This is a genomic window from Streptomyces sp. NPDC001732 (assembly GCF_053596315.1).
In genome coordinates this window covers 5571-27022 of the sequence record NZ_JBSFFY010000061.1, presented here as the reverse complement: position 1 = coordinate 27022, position 21452 = coordinate 5571, and the positions used below count along the sequence as shown (strand labels likewise).

18 protein-coding genes and 2 pseudogenes are annotated in these 21452 nt (G+C 69.4%); 6 read left to right on the top strand and 14 right to left on the bottom strand.

What is annotated here, in order from left to right; genetic code table 11:
* Positions 1 to 422: 422 nt before the first annotated feature.
* The 3 genes and pseudogenes from ACWCXX_RS33580 to ACWCXX_RS33570 form a co-directional block, all read right to left on the bottom strand.
* A complete protein-coding gene (locus ACWCXX_RS33580; protein ID WP_451133921.1) occupies positions 423 to 821 on the bottom strand; it encodes a hypothetical protein in 399 nt (132 codons plus the stop codon).
* A gap of 77 nt (positions 822 to 898) precedes the next feature.
* Positions 899 to 1614: pseudogene (locus tag ACWCXX_RS33575) on the bottom strand (IS6 family transposase).
* A 240-nt stretch (positions 1615 to 1854) separates the two neighbouring features.
* The gene (locus tag ACWCXX_RS33570) at positions 1855 to 4125 is read right to left on the bottom strand and encodes a hypothetical protein (protein ID WP_451133919.1); all 2271 of its coding nucleotides are present in this window, start codon (positions 4123 to 4125) and stop codon (positions 1855 to 1857) included.
* An 871-nt stretch (positions 4126 to 4996) separates the two neighbouring features.
* Here ACWCXX_RS33570 and ACWCXX_RS33565 point away from each other — a divergent pair.
* Positions 4997 to 5530 (top strand): helicase associated domain-containing protein, encoded by a 534-nt coding sequence (locus ACWCXX_RS33565; RefSeq protein ID WP_451133917.1) that lies wholly within the window; start codon positions 4997 to 4999, stop codon positions 5528 to 5530.
* 13 nt (positions 5531 to 5543) lie between these two features.
* Here the strand turns inward: ACWCXX_RS33565 and ACWCXX_RS33560 are convergent, their stop codons facing one another.
* The 6 genes from ACWCXX_RS33560 to ACWCXX_RS33535 form a co-directional block, all read right to left on the bottom strand.
* Positions 5544 to 6308: an AAA family ATPase gene (locus tag ACWCXX_RS33560; RefSeq protein ID WP_451133915.1), complete on the bottom strand. Its 765-nt coding sequence runs from the start codon at positions 6306 to 6308 to the stop codon at positions 5544 to 5546.
* Positions 6305 to 8059 (bottom strand): transposase, encoded by a 1755-nt coding sequence (locus tag ACWCXX_RS33555; protein ID WP_451133913.1) that lies wholly within the window; start codon positions 8057 to 8059, stop codon positions 6305 to 6307. Before ACWCXX_RS33555 ends, ACWCXX_RS33560 begins: the two co-directional genes overlap by 4 nt.
* A 170-nt stretch (positions 8060 to 8229) precedes the next feature.
* Positions 8230 to 8832 (bottom strand): TetR/AcrR family transcriptional regulator, encoded by a 603-nt coding sequence (locus ACWCXX_RS33550; RefSeq protein WP_451133911.1) that lies wholly within the window; start codon positions 8830 to 8832, stop codon positions 8230 to 8232.
* An 82-nt stretch (positions 8833 to 8914) separates the two neighbouring features.
* Positions 8915 to 9877: a quinone oxidoreductase family protein gene (locus ACWCXX_RS33545; RefSeq protein WP_451133909.1), complete on the bottom strand. Its 963-nt coding sequence runs from the start codon at positions 9875 to 9877 to the stop codon at positions 8915 to 8917.
* Between the two features lie 724 nt (positions 9878 to 10601).
* On the bottom strand, positions 10602 to 10874 hold the full coding sequence (locus tag ACWCXX_RS33540; protein ID WP_451133907.1) for a hypothetical protein: 273 nt from the start codon (positions 10872 to 10874) through the stop codon (positions 10602 to 10604).
* A gap of 112 nt (positions 10875 to 10986) precedes the next feature.
* A complete protein-coding gene (locus ACWCXX_RS33535) occupies positions 10987 to 11622 on the bottom strand; it encodes a hypothetical protein (RefSeq protein ID WP_451133905.1) in 636 nt (211 codons plus the stop codon).
* A 256-nt stretch (positions 11623 to 11878) separates the two neighbouring features.
* Between ACWCXX_RS33535 and ACWCXX_RS33530 the strand changes: the two genes are divergently transcribed.
* Both ACWCXX_RS33530 and ACWCXX_RS33525 read left to right on the top strand, forming a co-directional pair.
* Positions 11879 to 12640 (top strand): hypothetical protein, encoded by a 762-nt coding sequence (locus ACWCXX_RS33530; protein ID WP_451133904.1) that lies wholly within the window; start codon positions 11879 to 11881, stop codon positions 12638 to 12640.
* Between the two features lie 164 nt (positions 12641 to 12804).
* Positions 12805 to 13362, top strand: coding sequence for a hypothetical protein (locus tag ACWCXX_RS33525; protein ID WP_451133902.1), 558 nt, complete (start codon positions 12805 to 12807; stop codon positions 13360 to 13362).
* 55 nt (positions 13363 to 13417) lie between these two features.
* On the opposite strand, the gene ACWCXX_RS33520 is transcribed toward ACWCXX_RS33525, so the two are convergent.
* The 4 genes from ACWCXX_RS33520 to ACWCXX_RS33505 form a co-directional block, all read right to left on the bottom strand.
* Positions 13418 to 13666: a SpoIIE family protein phosphatase gene (locus tag ACWCXX_RS33520; protein ID WP_388671342.1), complete on the bottom strand. Its 249-nt coding sequence runs from the start codon at positions 13664 to 13666 to the stop codon at positions 13418 to 13420.
* A 4-nt stretch (positions 13667 to 13670) separates the two neighbouring features.
* The gene (locus ACWCXX_RS33515; RefSeq protein WP_451133899.1) at positions 13671 to 14705 is read right to left on the bottom strand and encodes a competence protein CoiA family protein; all 1035 of its coding nucleotides are present in this window, start codon (positions 14703 to 14705) and stop codon (positions 13671 to 13673) included.
* 909 nt (positions 14706 to 15614) lie between these two features.
* The gene (locus ACWCXX_RS33510) at positions 15615 to 16793 is read right to left on the bottom strand and encodes a methyltransferase domain-containing protein (RefSeq protein WP_451133897.1); all 1179 of its coding nucleotides are present in this window, start codon (positions 16791 to 16793) and stop codon (positions 15615 to 15617) included.
* 16 nt (positions 16794 to 16809) lie between these two features.
* Positions 16810 to 17727 carry a radical SAM protein gene (locus ACWCXX_RS33505; RefSeq protein ID WP_451133895.1) on the bottom strand — a complete coding sequence of 306 codons (918 nt, stop codon included), beginning with the start codon at positions 17725 to 17727 and terminating at the stop codon, positions 16810 to 16812.
* A gap of 192 nt (positions 17728 to 17919) precedes the next feature.
* On the opposite strand from ACWCXX_RS33505, the gene ACWCXX_RS33500 reads away from it, so the two are divergent.
* From ACWCXX_RS33500 to ACWCXX_RS33490, 3 genes are all read left to right on the top strand, one after another.
* On the top strand, positions 17920 to 18174 hold the full coding sequence (locus tag ACWCXX_RS33500; RefSeq protein ID WP_451133893.1) for a hypothetical protein: 255 nt from the start codon (positions 17920 to 17922) through the stop codon (positions 18172 to 18174).
* 472 nt (positions 18175 to 18646) lie between these two features.
* A complete protein-coding gene (gene ku / locus ACWCXX_RS33495) occupies positions 18647 to 19447 on the top strand; it encodes a non-homologous end joining protein Ku (RefSeq protein ID WP_451133891.1) in 801 nt (266 codons plus the stop codon).
* Between the two features lie 642 nt (positions 19448 to 20089).
* Positions 20090 to 20758 carry a hypothetical protein gene (locus ACWCXX_RS33490; RefSeq protein ID WP_451133889.1) on the top strand — a complete coding sequence of 223 codons (669 nt, stop codon included), beginning with the start codon at positions 20090 to 20092 and terminating at the stop codon, positions 20756 to 20758.
* A gap of 99 nt (positions 20759 to 20857) precedes the next feature.
* On the opposite strand, the pseudogene ACWCXX_RS33485 reads toward ACWCXX_RS33490, so the two are convergent.
* Positions 20858 to 21452, bottom strand: a pseudogene (locus tag ACWCXX_RS33485) (hypothetical protein); the annotation flags it as partial.

The window sequence follows — 21452 nt, the reverse complement described above, 5'->3', positions numbered from 1 at the left end:
AGAACCGATACCCCCGGACCGTTTCCTTGCGGTCGTCTCCACGATGTCCTGTGCCACTGGGACATCGACGTTGTGGTACTCCGCCTGGGAGAGCAGCGTCTCAAGATCGAGAAAACTCGGGTGCCTCAAAGCCATTGCACCAGTCTTCCCGTGGGCACTGACAACAGGGGTCCCGAGCGACGATCTGGCCACGGTGCTGTGTGTTGCTCCGATTCCCGAACGCCTCGTCCGAGGCAGCTCTGCGGGAGCAGGCCCGGCGGAGCATGGGGCAGGACGTGCTGGCTCCCAGCCCGACACTCACCAGTCGTTGTGCATCGCCAGGTCCCGGCGCGCCCTGGGCACACACGCCTTCTCAGTCATCCGCAGCTCTCCCTCGAAAACTCCTCGATGCTCGCAGCGTCGCAGCGAGACGAGGCAGGATCTCACGGACGCGCCACCCACGCCTGGTGGGCGGGAGCAACACGCAGTTGCTCGCGAAGGCGACCGCGCAGCACTCCTACGCGCGTGCGGCCCTCCAGGACCTGCAGTCTGCTGTCCGCCGGGTCCAGGAGGCGCCGGTCGATGAGGAGCGGAGGGCGCAGCAACGTCCCGTGGTCTTCCCAGTGCTGGCCAACTTCGGGGACTTTCACCGAGGCCCAATACACCGGGTGCTGTGCGAAGTGCTCAATCAGTCCGGCTTCGCTTTCGCCGGTCGGCATGGTGTGGAAGTCCGTGGCCGGGATCGCCTCCAGCGTCCAGGTGATCGCGCTCAGGTCGAGGTAGCCGTAGTCGGCCACGAAGGGGCCGTAGTCGCCGTGTTCGAAGAGGAAGTCCTGCAGCACGTCGCTGTCACGTTGTTGGGTGCGTAAGTGCCTGACGGTACGTCGGGGCATGGTGGGCTTGCAGTCCGGGCCTATGCTCAGGCCGTGGTGGGCTGGCCGGCAGCGCCAGTACTCTGGTCCCAGATCGCGAAGCGGACGGTCATCTCGGCTCGATATTCGTGGGCGGTCATCAGATGGCGGCGGGGCCGGAAGTGGGGCGAGATGCCGCTGAACGCGGAGAGAAACCGCTGGGCTCCACCGGTACTACGGAAGCCCTTCATCGCGCGTTCACGCTGGCGCGTGGGTTGGTGGCTGCTCTCGGCCCGATTGTTCAGGCCCTTGTGGGAGCGGTGCTCGACCGAGGGCATGACCTCGCGGTGGGCCGCGCCGCAGGAGCGGAGCTTGTCTCCGTGACGATCACCCTCGGCACCGCGCTCGTCTTCTCAGGCGGCGGAAGAAGCACCGGGCCGCGGCCTTGTCCCGGCGGCTCTGCACGGGGATGTCCAGCACGTCCCCGTCCTGGTCGACGGCCCGCCACAGGTACTTCCGCTCCCCGTTGGCCTTGATGAACACCTCGTCCAAATGCCATTTATCCCCGGGCCGGGGCCGGCGGCGACGCAGTCCGTCGGCGTAGGCCTGCCCGAACTTCTGGCACCACCGCCGGACCGTCTCATAGGAGACGAACACGCCGCGCTGGAGCATCAGCTCCTCCACCTCACGGAATGACAACGGGAAGCGGAAGTACAGCCACACAGTGAGAGATCACCTCGACCGGGTACAGGTGCCCCTTGTACGACGGCGACGTGCCCGCCACGGACAATCCCCCTCCACCACGACCAGGAAGAAGAGCATCTCACCCTGTCAGCCAACGTGACAGCGCCAATCGACATCGCCGGGTGCGCGGTCACCGCCGACGCCCTGCACACACAGCCGGCCCAACGCCCGCTACCTGATGGGACGCAAGGCCGATTTCGTGTTCTGCGTCAAGGGTAGCCAGCCCAAGCTCTGCAATGCTGAGCCCAGTCGATGTCGTGAACGGTGGCCAGAACGTCGTTCACAGTGGGCCCAGCACTGCGACCTCGTGGCCGAAGCCCACGGCCAGCCGGCCGTCCGAAGTCATGGCGACTGCTTTGACGCCCGCCGGGGTAACCAGATCCGGGCAGAACGGCTGCATGGTGGTGAGGTCCCACAGGCGTACCGTGCCAACGTCGATATATTCGTCGTCGAGATCGATCAGTTCCTTGTCGGCGTCCCAGTCGGTAACGTTGGCGGTTCCGCTGCCGGCGACGGCGATCGGGCGGCCGTCCAGCACCACGGTCGCCACCGTACGTATCGGGTATGCGTCGCCGGTCAGAACAGCGCTGACCTGCTCCTGGGTGGTCAAGTTCCATACCCGCACCGTGCCGTCGCTGCTGCCAGTGACCGCGACCGGACGGCCGTCCAGCACCGTCGTCGCCACGGCACGCACCGCTTTGGTGTGGCCGGTCATCGGCTGCCCGATCTGCCGGCCGGTGGCGAGGTCCCACACGCGCACGGTGCCGTCGTAGCTGCCGCTGACGGCGACCAGGCTGCCGTCCACGACCGTCGTCGCCACGGCACGCACCCGGCCCGTGTGGCCCTTCAGCGCGTCGCCGACCTGTTCCCGCGTGGTCAGGTTCCAGACCCGCAGCTTGCCGTCGTCGCCGCCGGTCACGATGTGGGGACGGCCGTCGATCACCACCTCTGACAGCGTTCGTACAGTGGTGAGGCTGTGAGGGCCCTGAGGGAGGTCGAGCCAGGGCGGGAGGTTGGGATCCGGTGCGGCCGGCTCCGGATCGGTGCGGTCGACGATGGACTCGCCGACTTCCTTCCCGGTGGCCAGATCCCACACCCGGATGTCGATGCGATGGTAGCTGCTGGTGCTGACCGCGACTGGGCGGCCGTCGAGCACGCAGACCGTCAGCCCCCACACCGGGCCGTGGTGGCCGATCAGGGGTTCACCGACCGGAAGGCCGGTGTCCGTGTCCCAGACCCGCACCGTCTGGTCCACGCCGCCGGTGACGACGACCGGGCGGCCGTCCAGCACGGCGGTCGCCATCGCGTACACGTTGTCGGTGTGGCCGACGACAGGCGTGCCGACCAACCGGTCGCTGCTCAAGTCCCACACCCGTAGCGTGCCCATGAAGTCCACGGTCACCACGTGGGGCCGGCCGCGGACCACCGCCGTCGCCATCGCCGCAACCCGGGGGACGTGCTCAGCCACGAGCCTTTCCACCGGGCGGCGATCGGCCAGATCCCACACCCGCACCACGGGCTCCCCACCGCCAGCAAGAACCAGGGTTTGCCCGTTCACCGCCACCACCCCCACGGCGACCATGTGATCATCGCAGTCCTTTAGCGCCTCACCGACCTGCTCGCAGGTGGTCAGATCCCACACCCGTGCGGTGCCGTCCATACTGCCGGTCACCAGATGAGGACGGCCCTCGATCACAGCGGACACCATCCGTCCGACCTGGTGCTTGTGGCCGATCATGGGCTTGCCGACCTGCCTACCGGTGGCCAGGTCCCACACTCGCAACGTGGCATCGAAGCCGCTGGGAGCGGTGACGGCCACCGCGCGCCCCGCCACCACCGCCGTTGCCATCGCGAACACCGCGTCCCCAGCCGAAAGACTGAGCACGCACTCGCCGACGGCAAGGTCCCACGCCCGCACTGTGCCGTCCAAGCTGCCGCTGACGACGACCGGGCGGCCGTCCACCTCGGCTGTGACCACGGCCGTGACACCGTCGTTGTGGCCGGTCAACGGCTCGCCGACCTGCTCGAACGTGGCCAGGTCCCACACCAGCACGCGGCCTGCCTCGTCGCCGGTGACCAGGACGGAACGGCCCTGCACAACCGCCGTTCCCACAGCGAGCACGTCGCCGCCCTCCGCAACCCGCACCTCACCAAGGTGCTCGTAGGTCGTCAGGTCCCATACCGACACCTGGCCGTCCAGACCGGCGACGGCCACGATCGGGCGGTCTCCCGCCGGCCCCGTCGCCACCGCTTCCGTCCACGACATACTGCCTTGGCCCTCGATAACGGCACACAGTCGAGGCGCCACCTGCGAACCCGTAGCCCACTGCACGTGCCACGCGGAACCGGGTTCCCCCTCCCCCTCGCCTGCGGCGAAGCGCTGAGCCAACTCCCGATCCCCGTAGCGCGCCGCGTCCAAGGCCAACAGCTGCCGTCGCACGCCCGGTTCCGCGTCGCGATGCAGATGCGCAGACGCCTGGTACACGGCAGACGCGAGCGCGCTCGCCTCGACGCTCCCGGTTGCCAACTGATCGTTGTGGGGCTCAGACATGGTCGAGATCGTATCCAACTGGTTCCCCTTCTCAGAGACTTGACAACGATCGCCGCGAACAGCAGTAGCAAGTTACGTATTTCTACGCCCCCCACCCCCAGCACGACGACCAGAACGCCCGTTCCAAATCCTCGGGCTCACATCATGATGTCGGAACAGCCGCGAGGCGTATCCGCCGCCCGTCGAGGGCGAACCAGGGGGCGGCCTCGCGCAGGAACGCGCCCGGGTCCGGCCAGGCCGGTGGAACGTGGACCTCGCACTGGGCGCTGTCCGGACACGTGACTCCGCCTCAATCTGATTGTTGTCCACCAGCTGCAGCTCTTTTGCCCGTTCAGGGAGACGAAGCCCGAGTGGTCCAGGGGCACGGCCACCGAGCAGGGATCACAAACAGGTACTTTAGGGACCGGACGAGGCGTCGACTGCCTTCGCCCGGCAGTCCGAGCACGTCCCGGAATTCTTCGCGACGAACAGATGCCGATAGACCGTCACTTGGTGCTGAGGGATGCCGCAGAACGTCACCTTGTCCGCCGTCAAGGCGTGCCACAGAGCCGGGGCGCCTGTCTGCAGGCATGCCGTGAAGTTTGTCTGGGCAAGCCCGAGCGTGAATCTGAAGGGCCGGAGGTGCGAACCAGCTGCGGCATGGCCACCACCCTTGCACGTGGCCCGATCAGTGTGAGGTCAAAGCCGCAGAAACAACGGATATGGCTGACCTGCGGCGAGCAGCCACGCTCTTTGACCCACTCCCCTCTCTGTCAGCCTTGGGTGAGACATCCCGTTCTGCGGGGTTAGCCTGAGAGGGCACGACAGGAGAACCGTCCCTTATGCCAAGCACAGAGCCCGTCGGGTCCGACCCGGCGCCGAGGCCGAAGCGATGACCCAGGCTCGGCGGGATGAGCTGGACGCGATCGATCCGGGGTGGTGCCCGGTGTGGGACACCGGGTGGCAGCGCTGCTACCGCCTCGTCCAGAACCACACCCAGGCCGGCGGGACGCTCCCGGAGGCTGCGGGCGATGTCGTCGTGCAGGGCGAGGACCTCGGACGGTGGGTGAACGCGCAGCGGCTCGGGTGGGAGCAGCTGCTACCCGTGCAGCAGTGGCTGCTGGAGAACACCCTCAAGATCACACCGGCCCAGGAGGAGCGGCCGGTGAAGCTGACTCAGGACGCGAAGTGGGCGCTCAACCTCGCGGCGGCGCGGCAGTTCCACGCCCGGGAAGGACACCTGAGAGTCCCCCGCAAGCACGCCGAGCACCTGGAGACGGAGAACGCACTGTCAGGCCGTCAGGACGGCACTGACGGGCCCGTGGTGGTCAAACTCGGTACCTGGCTCGACAACGTCCGCAAACGCGCCGCGAAACTCCCCGAGCAGCGCCGTACGGACCTCGACCAACTCGGCATGCGCTGGTAGAGGCGAGTGGGGGTTATGTGCCTGATCCGAGGCGGCTGAAGGCCCAGCGGAGGACTTCTTGGTCGACGCGGGGGCGGCCGGTGCGGTTCAGGGCGGTGAGGGTGTGGGCGGTGAGGCGGGCCCAGTTGCGGAAGTTGCCGTGGGCGGCGCGGCTGTCGGCGTAGGTGATGTCTTCGGGGTCGGCGTCGGCCCAGATCGGGTGGTAGAGGGGGATGGTCTCGAGGACTTCGTCGGTGGTGAGGCGGGTGAAGCGCTGCCAGATGAAGATGCGGGAGGACAGCATCGGTTCTTTGCGGAGGGTGGCGTGGCAGCCTTCGCCGCCGACGAAGATGACGGCGAGCTGGGCGTAGGGGTCGTCCCAGAGGTAGCGGATGTACTCCAGTTGGTCGCTGGAGAGCCACTGTGCTTCGTCCAGGACGAGGGTACGCGGGTGGGCGGCGAGGGTTGCTTTGAGGAGGTGGTCGAACTCGGTGGCGTAGCGCGGGGGCTGGCCTGGCAGTTCGAGGGCGGTGTGCAGTTCGTGGCGTACGGCGCGGGTGGTGGTGCGGGCGTGGAAGGTGATGCGGCGGATGTCTTCGCTGGTTTGGAGTTCGCGTAGGCAGCTGGTGACGGCGACGGTTTTGCCGAAGCCGGCGCCGCCGTGGATGCACATCATGGCGCGGGCGTTGATGGTGTCGGTGAGGTTCTCCCGGGCGGTGAGCAGGGCTTTGGTGGTGACCAGGCGGGCGTCGGGCAGGGATACGTACTGGTCGGTGGGTGTGGGTGGCAGGCGGGTCATGGGGTGGCCTCCTTGTCGTGGTGTTCGGGGGTGGATGCGGGGTTGGGGGTGGGGGGTCGGGTGCGGGTTTTGAGGCTGTCGGGGGTGGCCCAGTCGGCGGATGGTGGTGCGGGCGGGATCAGGTCGGGCAGTGCCAGCGCTGTGAGGTCGGCTTCCTCGTAGCGGGACAGTTCCCGGGCGGCTTCGGTGGCGGTGATCGTGTTCAGGCGCAGCGCGGGGGTGGGGGTGGTGGCGGGGGCGAAGCGTTCGTGGCGGAGTCGTTCGGCGGCCTTTGCGTCGGCGCGCAGGCGTCGGGCGCGTGTGTTGCGGGCGTGGCGCAGGGCGGTGAGTTGTTCGTCGGTGGCCTGGTCGGCGAGGTGGGCGGTGCCGAGGTGGTGGCCGTGGGGGTCGCAGACTTCGATCTCGTGGGTGTGGTGGGGCATGAAGCGCACGGTGACCTTGCGGCCGGCCTGTCCGGTCATCCAGTCGGCGAGGTAGGAGCGGTTGCGGAACTTGAGGCCGTGGCTGGTGAGGGTGCGGGTGCGTGCGTCGTCTTCGAGGGTGAAGGACCACAGGTCTGCGGCAGGAATCTCTCGCAGTGGGGTGGGGTCGGTCTGCCAGGCTTGCAGGGGGGTGGCCCCGTGCAGGCTCTCGGGGTGGTGTTCGGTGTTCCACCAGGTCGCCCAGGACAGGAGTTCTGTGGTGAAGGCCTGGAACGTCATGGGCGGCCCGGCGGGAGGCGGGTCGGGACGCTTGCGCGGGGGTTGTTTGGGGGGTTTGCGGGGTGTGGGGGTGTAGCCGGGCAGGGCGGCGAACAGCATCGTGGTGGCGCAGTGGTTGAGGTTCTCGATGCTGCCCTTGAGGTGCGGGCTGTAGGGCGGCAGGACGGTGATGTCCGAGTCCAGGGTGGTCAGGGCAGCGGTGACGGTGCGGGAGAGGAAGTCTCGGCCGCGGTCGAAGCGCACGTGGGCGGGGAGCCCGCCGAAGGGGCCGTAGGGGGCGGTGGGCACGATCGCGGAGCGCAGTGCGGCCAGGACCGAGGCGCGGGTTGGGGTGCCGGGGGTGACGGCGAGGCCGGTGATGGCCTTGGTCGCGCAGTCGATGAACCAGGTGACGTGGGGGTGGACGAGGGTGCCGTCGGCGTCCACGCGGAGCGGGGCCTGGACGTGGTCGGCCTCCCATACCTCGTTGCGCCACGTTCGCGGGCGTGTGGCGAACACGTCGTGGGCGCGGGCGGCCTGGTGGCCGTGGCGGTAGCCGGTCCTCTCCCCCGCGGTCAGGTCCCGGCGCACGGCGCGCAGGAACGTCGCCAGTGACGGGACCGGGTCCAGCAGTGGAACAGCCGCGAGCGGGGCGCCGCCCGGGAGTGCGCTGCGGGGTGGGCGGGGTGATGGCGCGGCCGGGCCAGAGGCGGAGGCGTCGGCGGAGGCGTCTGTGTCTGTGTCTGCCGGTGGGACGGGTGGGGTGGCTGGAGTGGGGGCTTGGCGGGCGCGGGCGAGGAGCTCGCGGTGGACCGCGGAGGCGTTGCCGTGCCAGTACGCCAGCAGCACCCGCAGCTCGGCGGTGATCTCGAAACGGCCGGTACGGCGGGCGCCAGGAGCGGCGGTGGTGGCGGGTGTGGTGGTGGCCTCGGCCAGCCAGCGCCACACGGTGCGATCGGAGACGTTGAGGCACTGCGCGGTGGTGTGCACGTGCGCACGGGTGAGACGGCGCTCGGCGCGCAGCGTGAGCAGATGCCGTACGGCCGGGGCCCGCAGAGCGGACAACGACACCGCATCCAGGGCAGGCCCGGCCTCGCCGGGCGCGGACGCCGGGGTGGGCGTAGTAGGCAGAAGGGGCGATCCTGCAAACGTACGTCTGGCGACTTGGACCTGTCGGGTGCCGCCCTGGTACGTGCTGCGGCCCCTGAACAGTTCGGTCGGTCCCTACGGTTGGTTCGTTCTCAACAGTCCCGGTGTCTGGGGGCGCGCAGGTGGGCGATGCCCAGGTCGAGGGCGGCCTCCAGGTGGGCGATGCGGCCAGTGGACAGGAGGATCAGCACGCCGCCCTGGATGCCGGCCAGCAGGGCTGCGGCCTCACGGTCGGCATCCAGTTCGGGGGCGATCTCTCCGCTGTCCTGCATCTGGCGGATGCCCGCGGCGAGCTGCTGCTGCCATTGGCCGAGCAGTTCACCGGCCACAGTCCGCGTGGCGTCGGTGGCAGTACCCAGCTGGGAGAGGGCCACGTGCAGGGGGCAGTCCCCGCCCTGTCGGCGGTAGCGGGCGACGACCTTGTCGCGCCACTGGTACCAGGCGGCCCAGGAGCTGAGGGAGCTCAGCTCCGGCTGCTGGTCCTCGATCACCCAGGCCGCCTCCTGCCGGGCCACGGCGAGGAGCAGTTCGTCCTTCCCGCCGGGGAAGTAGTGGAAGAGCTGGCTCTTGCTGGTCGCCGTGCGGGCCATGACGTCCTCGAGCCGCAGCGAGAACACGCCCTGTTCCCGGATCTGCTCGGCGGCTCCCTCGACGATTCGCTGCCTGGTCGCGGCGCCCTTGTGGGTCAACGGCACGTGTCCTCCTGGTGCGAGCTGTCGTGCCCCATTGAAGCGGATCGGGGCCCGGGAGAGCGTGGCCGGGCCGAATCGCAGCCAGTCAGGGCAGGAGGAGCAGCTTGCCAGTGGTCCTGCGTGACTCAAGGTCCGCATGGGCCCGGGCGGCGTCGGCGAGGGGATAGCGGCCGGTGACGCGCGGGGCGAGCCGCCCGTCCAGGACCAGGTCGAACACCTCGCCGGTGCGCCGGAGCAGGGCCTCGCGGGTGGCGACGTGGTGGTGTACCACCGGATAGGTCAGCAGGATGCTGTTGGGCAGATCGGTCGGCCGCAGTGTCGGGACGCCCATGAAAGGGCCGTAGTAGGCGTGGACTCCGTGCGGGCGCAGGGCGAGCTGGGAGGAGTGAAACGTCCCTGTGCCGCCGCCGTCGTAGACGACGTCGGCCCTCCGTCCGCCGGTCAGCTCCCTGATCCGCTCCTCGAAGCCGCCGCCGGAGTGGACCAGCACGTGGTCGGCGCCGGCCTCCTTCGCGACGGGCGCCTTCTCCTCGCGGGAAACCAGGCCGATCACACGGCCGCCACGGGCCTTGACCATCTGTGTGAGCAGCAGTCCCACCCCGCCCGCCGCCGCGTGCACCACGGCGGTGTCGCCCGGGCCGATCGGGTAGGTCTCGGTGCTCAGGTGGCTGGCGGTCAGGCCTTGCATCATCACGGCGGCGGCCGTCTCGTCGCTGACGCCGTCGGGCACCTTGACCAGCGAGTCCTCCGGAACGGTGAGCAACTCGGCGTAGCTGCCCGGGTGGTAGAACCAGGCCACCCGGTCGCCGACGGCCAGGTTTCGCACCCCTGTGCCGAGAGCGGTGACGTAGCCCATCCCCTCGGCGCCGAGGATAGCGGGCGCCGCCCAGCCCGGGCCGCCCTGTGTGCGGGCACCGACGTCCATGTAGTTCACCCCGGCGGCGCCCAGCCTCACCAGCGCTTCGCCTGGGCCCGGTGACGGGTCCGGCAGCTCGGTCCAGTGCATGACCTCGGGGCCGCCGTGTTCCTCGATGCGGATCGCGTGCATGAGTGACACCTCTCTGTGGGAGCGGGAGCGTCGTTGGGAATGGCAGCAAAGTAGGCCTCCAAAAATGGACCAGCAAGTCCAAAATTCGGCCCGCACGGTACTCCCGGCGCACCGCATCATGCAGTGTCGTCAACGACGGCAGCCTGTCCCGTCCCAGACCGGCAAGCACCTCTTCGGCGTGCTCGCCCATCCACCGGTGCAGGGCCTTCACGTTCCCGGCCAGCTCCCCGAGCCGGGCCCACAACACGTCATCAAGAGCGAACACCCCACGCCGCGGTACGGGTTCTGCCCGGCCGGACTCCTTCGCGTCCGCGAGCCAGCGCCACACCGTGCGGACATGCACTCCCGTCGTCTCGGCGACGATACGGACATGCACCGTCTGCAGCGTCCCGGTCTCGTCCAGCGTGAGAAGACGACGTACCACCACAGACCGCATCAGTGCCCGGTCCCGCGACCGGGAAGCCACCACCGATCTCTCGGCTCCCTCCGAGGCCAATGACAGCGGGGGCGGTAACGGTGATGGCGACGGTGTTTCAGCGGTCATGCCCACCAGCACACTCCCCTGCCCCGACCAAGAACACAGGAATGTTCATCCTCGTGTCAGCCGGACCACGGGTGTGCTAGGCAGAATCCTCACTCCATGACAGCGAAATGGTCATCCCGCGCCAGCCACGACTCAACAGCGTCCAACGACGAACGCGCTGTTCAGCAAGCCACCGCCCCTTCAAAACCTGCTGTCGCCCAACCCGCTGACACCACCCCACACATTCACAGCGTCCGCGTGGGAGTAGGTGTGCAGGCGCGGGCCAAAGACCTTCGGATCGTCCATCGACGCGATCAGGGACGGGGCCTCCCACGCGGGTGCGGTGGCCGCGGTCCGCTTCGGCTGGGGCCGTGTATCGGGGGCCTCGGTCAGGCGCGGGGCTTCCCACTCGTACGGGGTCGCGGTCAGGTAGAGGCGCCGGTCGGCCGGGATGCGCTGGTTGTCGTGGATCACCGTCCACTGCTTGTCCCAGCTGGAGGGTGAAGCTGCCCCTGATTCCGGACGCCTGGCCGGTGAATCCGGCCGGGTGAATCGCTTCTCGTCCTCAAGGGCGGGAGGACCCTTTTCAGGTCCCGGCAGGTTGCTCTTTTGGGTGCCAGTCCGCCTCGGCCCAGTCGTAGTCCACGAAGCTGTCCGGGACCTGCCCGCAGGGCGCGTAGACGCTGATGAACAGGGTTGTGGTCGAATCGTTCCACCGCACGTCGATCTGGTCGCCGCCTTCCGGGTCCTCAAATCGGAAGCCCAGTTCGCGAAGGTTCGCTCCTACACGGTCGCCTTCGTGGGTGAGTTTCCAGCCCTTCCGTACCAGTTGCTGGCGCACGCGCCGCTGCGCGTCCCGGGCCGCGGCTTCGGGGACGCCGGGCATGCTCCAGTCGAGACCGAAGCTGCGGACGTCGCGTCGTCCCCTGTCGATGTGGGCGATACCCCTCAGCCCACGGTAGTAGCAGGCGCCGGTATCGAACCTGCTGGCGTTTGCTGCGTACTTCTCAGGCAACGCGAAGCCGTCGTATACCTCGTCGGACCGTGACTTGAGCCGTTGCGCGACCGCGTCGGGGTCGACTGAAGGGTACGGCGCGCCGTTCCACACGGCGTTTCCCGCCACCACTGTGGCAGCCAGCAGCGCCACCGTCGCAAGCCCTATAACGGCATACAGGACGGACCGTTTGGACACTCGTGTTCTGCGTACAGGGCTCTTGGACATGCGTGTGACGGTAGGTGTCGACGTTGTGTGCCGCATGAGTAGCCGTACCCGTGCACCATGAGGCGTTACTCAACCGTGCGGGGCGAGATACCTACACCACCGTTGTGTCGCAGCAGGACAGACGGTCGCGGCGGACCGTGGCCCGTTGCTACAACAAGGGCATGGGAACCTGGACCGACGCCTTCATCGCGCCCCCCGGCACCGACCCTCCTGCGGCTGGATGCGTTCGGCCGGCGAGTTCGGCGGAGCCGAAGCGGTGCGGTCCGCTGCGCGGGCTGCGGCCCGGAAGGCCGGCATCAAGGTCCGCACGTACGCCACCTGCCGAGCCGACAACGCTGCGGAGCAAATGGTCGTGATCGGCAACCGTGGTGCCCTGCCTCAGCCGCGCACCGTGCCAGGGCCGGATCCGCGATGGCCTGCGTTCACCCTCAATGAGGACGCCGGGCCCGGCCATGAGTGCGACTGCGGCAACGAGCCCTGTCTGAGTGCCGGTCTGACCCGGGCCGCACAGGAGAGGTGGCTGATCTCGGACTGGTACTCGCTCACGCCCCTCACCGACCTGCGGCCCCTTCCGGCCGAGCAACGCTCGCGCGACCGGGACGCCCTGTTCGCCCGCCACCGCTCCCACAGCTGGGACGATCACATCCTGGATCTGTCCCCGTTCCGGGAGGGGTCCATGGAGCTCGGGCCACTCGGGGACGTGCAGGTCTACGCCACCAATCCGCACGGCCGCTACAAGGGCCGCCCCCACGGTGTGGGCTGCCGCTACGCCGAGTCCGTCGGCGAGCAGCACGAGATCCTCACCCTCGCCGACTTCGTCCCCTTGCTGCCCGAGCCCGTGCGGCATTCCCCCGGCGGGTACGACAGCCTCGCCGACATCTTCAAAGAAATGATGTACGCGGACCGGTCCGCCGACCGCTGGTGCCATTCCTGCTGCGGCTACGCGGTGCGCCGCTTGAGCCTGGACCAATGCGCTTACTACCAAGGCCAATTGGCGGCCTACCGGGCCTCTTGGTGATCTCGTATTGCCGAATTTTCCAGGCGGGGTCTGCGTGCTGGGGACGGTGGCTGTTGCGGGGCGCTCCAAGCGATCTCTGTCACCGCCAGAGGTCTGCCCCACGTGCGAAGGAATGTCGGCCATCGCCAGCACATCCGCGTGTCGCGGCCCCTAGGATCTGGACGGTGAGGAACACCAAGCAATTCCAGAGCGCCGTGGCCGACACCCTTGCTGAACTGGCACGACTGGGCGTCACCGCCCGTCCGGGGACCGTGGCCGACACCATTGAGCGGAACGTCACCGCAGTGGCAACTCAGATGGGCATCCAGGTGCGGTCGGCCTGGCGGTACTTCAGCGCGGCAGGGCTTGCCAAGTCCATCGCCGCTCAGCGGGAGCAGAAGAACGAAAGCGGCCAGGAAGGGATCGGGCAGGCCCCCCTGCCTCCGCTCGGCAACCCCGAACTCGCTGTGATCCTTGCAGGGGTTCCCGACTCCCTGGCCGAGAACGGTGGCGATCTCTACGCCGTGCTCCTCAACGTCGCAGTCAATGCATGGATGGCCGGCCACATCCACGGCGAGGACGGGTGCACCGGCTGCGAGGGCAGCCGTACGGCAGCTGGTCATGACTGGGCGGCCAGGATGAACGAGATCCGCCGGCTGATGCCTGATGTGGACAAGTGGTACGACCGCGACGTGTGGACGGCAGCCCTGCACGACAGCGGATTCGCTGTCACTCGGCGCTGAACCAACAGCCCTTCCCCGGCTCTTCCTTGTGCATCAACCACCCACACCCGGAGCCTCAGAGTTGGACGACGACGCGGGCGATGTCGTCGTCTAAGCCGTCCTTATGTGGTGGGAGGTCGGTGAGGAGGGCGTCGGCCAGGGGTTCGGGGCCGAGATGGCCGTGCCGGGTGGGGTTCTGGATGAGGCGGGCCAGTCCGGTGTCGATGTCCTGGTCGCGGCGTTCGATAGGTCCGTCTGTGTAGAGCACGAGGGTGGCGCCGGGCGGGTCTGAGCGATGTACATGGCCCGGGCGTCCGGGAGTCACAGGGTCAGACGACGGCTGTCCGATAGTCCAGGACCGGCAGTTCCTGTCTCAGGAGACTGATGCAGCGAGCGCGGCGTTCCTCGGCCGGAAAGATCAGGCGGACGCCGACGTCTCGCAGGAACACACATGCGGTGGAGTGCGCTGGCAATGGGTCAAAAACACCGAGGAGGGTTCCGTCGTCGTCCACGAGGGGGACCCCGCTGGCATAGCGGCTGTCGCCGACGCTGCAGCCGACGCTCACGGGCACCCGGTGCTCCTGGGTGAGGCGGGCGATGGCTCGCTGGATGCCGGGCAGCATGGCCGAGTGCCGCGCCAGGGCAGGGCGGGTGGGATCTGTTCTCGCAATGAGCTCGATGGAGCGGGCGGCCTGGCGTGCCCACTGTCGGCGTTCCTCGGCCTCTTGTCGCTGCTGTTCGTCGCGGCGGAGTTCCTTCTCGTCGCGCTCGCGCGCGGCCCGCAGTTCAGCACGAAGCCGCCATCGTTCTTCCTCCCGCCTCGCGCTCTCGGCTGCCTGGCGTTTCTGCTGCTCCTGCCAGTCCGTGTAGGACTTCTCTGCGCGGATGTGTGCCTCGGTGGTCCACACCGCCGCCAGAGGCCGCGCCGTGTGCGTCATGGCCGCCCGCGGTCGGTGGGAGAGGATCTGGTTGGTGAACAGCCAATCCATGAACTGCACGATCGAGACAGGGTCTTGCGGCCGCCACGAGGGATGAGCGAACCGGGCCAGGCCCTCGACTGCGGCTAGGCCGTCCTCACCCGCCGCCAGGCGCACCGAGGGGACAACGCCCAGCCAGGGTGGCCGGGGACGATCTGAGAACCACACCGAGAAGACCCCGTCCGCTGCCATGCGCTGCGTACGGTCTCGTATATGGTCCGGGGTGATGGGCGCGAGCTGAGCCTCCAGTGCAATGCGGCGGTCGCCGGCCGAGGCGAGGACGTCGGCGCGCCAGGAGCGGCCGGGGCCGCTCACCTCCAGGCCGGCGGTCCAGCCTGCGCCCCGGGCGGCGGTCGCCAGTTCCAGCTTGAGGAGATGGTGTGCCATCGACTCCTCGGCCAGCGCGCAGGCCTGGGCCCCGGGGAGATGCGCGAAGAATCTCAGCCCTCGCGGTGACACCTTGGCCCGCAGGCCGTGCGTGCACTCCGGGCACCTCAGGTCGGCCGGCGGCCGGACACGGTGAACAGCCTCCCATGCCCAGCCGCAGCCGAGGTCCTTCACCGTCGCATCCAGACGTCCCCGCTCCGGATGTATTGCCGTCAGCCCCATCGAGCACCTCCCCCCGGCCATACTCATCTCGGCCGTCAACGCGACCGCTGCGCATAACCGCACCGGAGCCGAGAACGGCATAGTGGCCGAAACCGCCGACTACTTCACCAGCCTCGGCCGTGCCACACAGCAGCAGATTCTGGCAGAGGAAGCTGCCGAGAGAGCAACAGAACAAGCCGCCACCCGCATTCGCGGCATCCTCAGGAAGCTGCGACAACAGGACGAGGACATAGACGAGACACCAGCCTCGCCCCTGACACGCTTACGAGGTCACATGGCGACGTCCTGCGGCGACCGGCCTCCGGGGAACCGGCGCTCGGCGGGTCAGCTTGGGACCCGGGCGAGGAGCAGCTCCCACGCTGCGGGCTGACTGCTCTGCTGGAGGGCATTGAGGTCCTACGGGTCGGAAGCTGTCGGCGGAACGCACTGGCCGACGGTGCGGGCCGTCCGGCCAAAGCCCATCCTCGTCATGCCGACGTTGCAGTCGTCGTCGCACCAACGAGCGGTCCATGACGGCCAGGTAGAAGCCGACTTGCGCTCACGCCCTCCTCGTCTGAGTACGTTGCGCCACGGGAATCCGCCCGCTCGATGGGCCCGCGGGACGGGCCGGGCGCGCGGGCGGCGGGCACGGCCGGATGGTGAGGGTGCGCGGGAAGGGTGCGTGGAGGCATGGTCTCGCGCGGCGGTTCACCGTGTGCTGATGGTTGCCGACCAGCCGCTGCGGGTGAAGTGGCAGGCGCCGTCCGGGTCGATGCGTACCGCTGCCCCGGAGATGGGCAGATCGCCGTCGATGACGAGCCAGGTGCGGATGCGATCCAGCTCGTCCCACAGTCGGCGGGGGCCGCTCTGGTGGACGGTGGGCAGTTCCCGCGCCCCGGGGGCCGTGGCCCGGGCCCAGGAGCCGTCCGGGTGCAGCATGCAGGCGGTGCGAGTGCCGTCCTTGGCCACATCCATGCGGTGCTCGATGCCGGGAACGGTGAGTTCGAGGGTGGAGCGCACGTCCCAGGTGCTGCTCACTCGCATCACCGGGTAGCGGCCGGTGGTGACGCTCTCGCCGTCCGCTTTCCGCGCGGTGGCCCACCGATCGGTGTTGTCGGGAGCGGAGGGGTAGTCGTCGTCGTGGCGGGTGGTCATGAAGCCGGCGGGTTCGGGGGCGACCCTGCCGGTGGCGCCGCCGTCGGCGGTCTTGTCCGCGACGATGAGCAGCCCGGTTTTGGACAGGGTGGTCACCATCCGCCCGCCGGGGGTGAGCGCTTTGAGCCAGGAGACGGGGATGGCCGGTACCGAAACGGTGGAGACGATGCGGTCGTAGACGCCGGGCAGTTCGCCCGTCACGTCGCAGACCTCCAGGTGCGGCCGGTGCCCCGTCGCGGCCAGGCGGTCCCGCGCGGCGTGGACGAGGTATGGGTCCACGTCCACGCTCGTGACGTGCTCGTCGCCCAGGCGCCGGCACGCCAGGGCGGTCCCGTATCCGCTGCCGCAGGTCACCAGGAGGCGGGAGTCGTCGGCGAGGAAGGCGTGCTGGTACATCTTCACGACCAGCGCGGGCAGCGTGGCCGACGAGGTCGGCCACGTTTCCGGGACGACGGTTCCGGGTGCGGCGTGGTCGGCGTGGTGGGGGCCGACGCGGGTGATCACGCTGAGGCTGTTGTCGTAGGCGCTGCTCATCCACGTGTCGGGGTCGCCGGCGCCGTCGCACAGTTCGTAGACCCACGTGCCGTCCTGCTCGCCCGGCGTCCACCACCGGGGCACGAACAGGTGCCGGGGCACGGCGGCCAGGGGACCGTGCCAGCGGGACTCGGGCCGTACGGTCGCATCGGCCATCCTCGCGGCATGGGCGTCCCAGCCCGCCGGCGTCCATTCCATCAGCAGGGACCCTCTTTCAGAGGTGCGCGGGCACAGTGCCCGCGGGCGGTCCCGTCATCGCGGGTGCGTAGCCCATGGGGTCGCAGGGGTCGTTCTTGCCGGGGTCGCAGGAGTCGGAGTTGGAGGGCTGGCAGTCGGGGTGGCAGGCCGTCGGGCCCGTCCGGCGCGGGATGCTCGCGCTCGCCTCGGCCCAGCGCGGGCCGGACAGGACCGGGGCCAGGCCGGCGTCCAGGACGCTGCCCGCGGTCAGGAAGCGTCCGATCTCGCAGACCGCCACATCGCCGCCGGGCAGGACCGTGGCCCGCTGGTCCCCGCAGCGCCCGCACAGGTCGGCGGTGGACGGCAGCGCGGTGCCCGCGGCGTTGCCGACGGCCCGCACGCTCCCGACGTGCACGTCGCGGACGCCGAGGGCCTGCAGCTCCGTCCGGGCCCGCTCGGCGCGCTCCGGGTCGCCGGTGTCGAGGACGGCGACGTTCAGCGCGATGCCGCGTCCGAGGGCCTCGACGATGTTGGCGCGCGTCGCCCGGTGCGAGCCGGGGCGGCCGGTTACCTCGTCGTGCTCGGCCGGAACGCTGCTGTGGTACGTCGTCGCGAGCCGGACACCGGGCTGTTCCAGCAGCCGCCAGTGCTCGTCGCGGATACGGAAGAGGTTGCTGTAGACCCGGACCCGCAGGCCCGCGTCCAGCGCGTGCTGGGCGATCAAGGTGAAGCCGAGGTGGAGCGTCGGCTCGCCGCCGATCAGCTGGACCTCCTCGGCTCCGAGAGCGACGGCCTGGTCGATGGTGCGCAACCAGTCGCCATCGCTCATGCTGCCGTGGCCCCGCGTCGGCCCCGAGCCGGCGTAGCACAGCGACGGGCAGGAGAGCTGGCACCGGCCGGTGATCTCCAGCGACAAGAAGCGCAGCCTGGCGGAGGCCTCCCGGGCGATCGTCATGACGCGATCGTAGACCGCGGGGCATCAACCCGTCCTGCGGTACGGCCACTTCGGCCGCCCAGGAACTCTCCCCCGCCCTCGGAGGAACCGGCCCCCGGGGTCCGGGGCGGCGGCCGCCGGGAGGCGGCGTTGGCCCTCGCTGCGCGCAGCGTGAAGCTGCAGGTGGAACGGGGAGGTGCAGGGAAGACCTCCGTGAAGCCCGCGCCGGGCGTCTTCGGCGAGGCATCGGACCGGGACCTCGGCGAGCTCCTTGCCCGTCCGGGCGCGGGGGACTCCATGGGCGGCTACGACATCGTGCTGGTCGCCTCTCCCGGCTTCGGCAACTCTCTGCCCGTCGAGCCTGAGCCGGTCCGCAGGGTTGGTCCTCACCTGCTTGAGCTGCCGCGCCCCGGCCAGGACCAGGGTCTGGGGCGTGAGCCGGGCGGGTCGGTCCGATTCCGCTCGTGAACGAGACCGAACGCTGCTGGTTCGTCGCGGCGTAATTGAAAGAAGCGGCAGCACGACCTTGCCAGTTCGACACAGAGACCGGCTGTGCGGGGTGTTCAGTCGGCGGGGGTGCGGCCGGTGCGGTCGCGCCACCATCGTACGGCCCGGTTATCCGTGGGCTGTGGCGCCATAGCGGCGGTCGTCCATGCTGTGCGGACGGTTGTGGGCAGCTTCGGGAAGTCCGGGTCGTGGCGGGCTATGTGATCGGCGAACGTCGGCACAACATTGTGGATGGTGACGACCATGTTCCCCCGAGACCGGCCGCCCATCCGGTCCATCAGCGGCAATCACAGGCGCAGAGACAATCGCAGTCGGGATGGTCACCGCTACGAAGACGCCTGGTAGGTGTCAGGTCGCCGCTGGGTGGGCTGCTCGTGTCTGGCGTGGAGTAGTCCGCTGTACGCGCCTGTGCTGGTCGGTAGAGGCTGGGGGTATGGATGGCAGGGTGCCCGCACGATCGGTCTGGAAGGGGGTGATTTCCTTCGGGATGGTGGTGCTGCCTGCACGTCTGTACTCGGCCACCGAGGAGCACAAGGCCAGGCTCAGTGAGGTTCATTCCGTCGATTCCAGCCGGATCCGTCATAAACGCGTGTGCGAGCTGGAAGACGGGGGCGAGGAGGTCTCTCATGAGAACGTGGGCCGGGCATTCGAGCTGCCGGATGGGCGGCTGGTGCCGCTGACGGACGAGGACCTGGATCATCTGCCGTTGCCGACTCGGCACGTAGCCGAGGTCCTTGGTTTCGTTCCGGGGACGGACATCGACCCGATCAGCTACGGACGGGCCTACTACGCCACGCCGGACGGGCCGGCTGCGGACCGCCCGTACGTGCTGTTGACGGAGGTCCTGGCACGCACCGGGTACGTGGGCCTCTGCAAGATCGCCATTGGCCGCCGCGAGCGGCTGGCGGTGCTGCGGCCGAGACACGGCGTACTGGTGTGCCAGACCCTGCTGTGGCAGGACGAGCTGCGCGATCCCGGCGACCTGGCTCCATCGACCCCGGTGACGGACCAAGAGCTTCAGCTCGCCGAAATGCTGCTGTCTGAGTTGACCGGGATTGAGATGCGGGAACTGCACGACGAATACGGTCACGCGCTGGAGCAGCTGGTGGCCGCCAAGGTCGCGCGCGGCGAAGTTGAGACGCTGCCGGTACCCCAGCCGGCCGCCGACCTGCTTGCGGCCTTGGAGCAGAGCGTGCGAGCCGCGCGCACCTCCCGGTCAGGTGAGGCTGACTAGCCGGTCGGCGGGCAGCGCGTACCCGCCCTCCACCCGGACCGTCCGTGCGAGGCAGGAACGCCCGTCTGCGCGCTCATGAACTCAAGTCGCCTGGCCAAAAGGAAGGGGCGGTCTGCGACTGCACAGCGGGGGCAGGGCGGCGCCCGGGCGGCATGACCCGCTCCAGGTCGCGTAGTACCCGCTGAGCCTCGCCGCGGACCTGGGCGGGGACATCGCCCTGCTCAACGACAAGGCGGGTGTAGATCGGGGTCTCCTGGAACACGGGCGAGGTCTGCTTTCTGGTGCGGGACAGCGAACGGGAGTCCGCGGCAGCGGTGCGCTGCCGCGTCGGCTGGTGGCCCGACCGGTGCTGGCCGAGGGCCGTCTACAGCTGGGGGTCGAGGCCGAACTGATTCAATCAGGTCGGTGAGGAGCTCCTGTGCGGCCTCCCCCAGCGCCTCGTGCACCACCCTGCTCAAGCTGGAGCTGGCCACCTCCGTACGCGCCGTCGGCCACCACGCTGAGTTGGAGGTCCGCGGGCCCTGCACGGGCTGTTACCACACGTGCGAGTATCTCGGTCTGCTTTTTGGGGGGGTTGCTCCTGCTGGTGTGGTGGCCTTGGTGGGCTGGAGCCGCACCGATGCCGTGAGGAAGGAAGCCCCCATGGGCACGCTCTCGGCAGAGAGCCCCGCCGGGCCGGGGTTGCGGGACCAGATGGTCTCCGTGATCGAGGCCAGGGCGCTGATGACGGTGACCGGCGACGACGCGGCCGACGTCATACGGGCCGTTCGCACCGTGCTCGTCGACCTCGGCGAGCACGACATCGTCGACGTCGTCGCGGTCGCCCCCTACTCCACCAAGACCCTCGTGGACGCGTTGTGGACCGGGCTCCACCAGGAACGGTGGGCCCGGCCCCCGCATACCGAAGAGGCTCTCCGCCACGTCGACGGCGTACTCGCCCGCCGTACCCAGCCCGTACTCGTCCTCCACCACACCCACCAGTGGCGCACCGAGGCCCTGGAAACGGTCGGCGGGATCTGGAAGACCGCGGGCGGGGCGCCGCGCGGTGTGGTGATCGCGGCGCTGGTGGTTTCGTCGTACGGGCGAGCGGCAGCCGCTGGCGCGAAGGGAGTGGGGATCGGACTCGTGGTTCAACGCACCCGGCGGCGTGGCGGGGCGCCTGTACCGCTTCCCCTGGCTGCCGCGTGGTGCGGGGTTGCGGCGGGGGTACGTGCGCTCGCCTGGGCGGGCCCGTCCTCGCCGCCTTGCCGTCCTGTTCGGCAGATTACGGGCCAGCGCGCCGCCGGACCGATATGTTCCCGCCGACGGTGACGTGGGCTGTCCGGTCCGGTGCCAGGCGGTCACAACCGCCGGAGCAGCCGAACGGCACGGCGGCATCTGTTTCGGGCAGGCCCGGTACGGTGTGTGCGGTCAGCGGGGGGACAAGTAGGCGAGTTCCCAGCCGAAGCCGACCAGCAGCTCTCCGCCCGGCGCCATCGCCACCGCGTGGACAGGTACGGGGAACGACAGGGCGGGGGCGGCCTGCTGGCCGGTGGCCAGGTCCCACACCCGCACCGTGGCATCGAGGCTGCCGGTGACGGCTACCGGGCGGCCGTCCACCACCGCCGTCGCCACCGCCAACACCCCGCTGGTGTGACCGGCCAGCGGCTCACCAATGGGCTGGCCGGAGACCAAATCCCACACCCGCACCGTCCCATCGTCGCTGCCGGTGACGGCTACCGGGCAGCTGTCCACCGCCGCCGTCGCCACCACACACACCCTGGTGGTGTGACCGGTCAGGGGTTCGCCGATCTGCTGGCCGGTGGCCAGGTCCCACACCCGCACCGTGGCATCGAGGCTGCCGGTGACGGCGACCGAGCGGCCGCCCACCACCGCCGTCGCCACCGCACACACCCCGTCGGTATGGCCCGTCAGGGGTTCGCCGATCTGCTGGCCGGTGGCCAGGTCCCACACCCGCACCGTGGCATCGAGGCTGCCGGTGACGGCGACCGAGCGGCCGCCCACC

Excerpts from the sequence above, each read along its gene's own strand:
- ACWCXX_RS33570 (WP_451133919.1), bottom strand. The coding sequence starts at position 4,125 with ATGTCTGAGCCCCACAACGATCAGTTGGCAACCGGGAGCGTCGAGGCG.
- ACWCXX_RS33565 (WP_451133917.1), top strand. The coding sequence starts at position 4,997 with ATGACCCAGGCTCGGCGGGATGAGCTGGACGCGATCGATCCGGGGTGG.
- ACWCXX_RS33560 (WP_451133915.1), bottom strand. The coding sequence starts at position 6,308 with ATGACCCGCCTGCCACCCACACCCACCGACCAGTACGTATCCCTGCCC.
- ACWCXX_RS33545 (WP_451133909.1), bottom strand. The coding sequence starts at position 9,877 with ATGCACGCGATCCGCATCGAGGAACACGGCGGCCCCGAGGTCATGCAC.
- ACWCXX_RS33535 (WP_451133905.1), bottom strand. The coding sequence starts at position 11,622 with ATGTCCAAGAGCCCTGTACGCAGAACACGAGTGTCCAAACGGTCCGTC.
- ACWCXX_RS33515 (WP_451133899.1), bottom strand. The coding sequence starts at position 14,705 with ATGGCACACCATCTCCTCAAGCTGGAACTGGCGACCGCCGCCCGGGGC.
- ACWCXX_RS33510 (WP_451133897.1), bottom strand. The coding sequence starts at position 16,793 with ATGGAATGGACGCCGGCGGGCTGGGACGCCCATGCCGCGAGGATGGCC.
- ACWCXX_RS33505 (WP_451133895.1), bottom strand. The coding sequence starts at position 17,727 with ATGACGATCGCCCGGGAGGCCTCCGCCAGGCTGCGCTTCTTGTCGCTG.
- ku (WP_451133891.1), top strand. The coding sequence starts at position 18,647 with ATGGATGGCAGGGTGCCCGCACGATCGGTCTGGAAGGGGGTGATTTCC.
- ACWCXX_RS33490 (WP_451133889.1), top strand. The coding sequence starts at position 20,090 with ATGGGCACGCTCTCGGCAGAGAGCCCCGCCGGGCCGGGGTTGCGGGAC.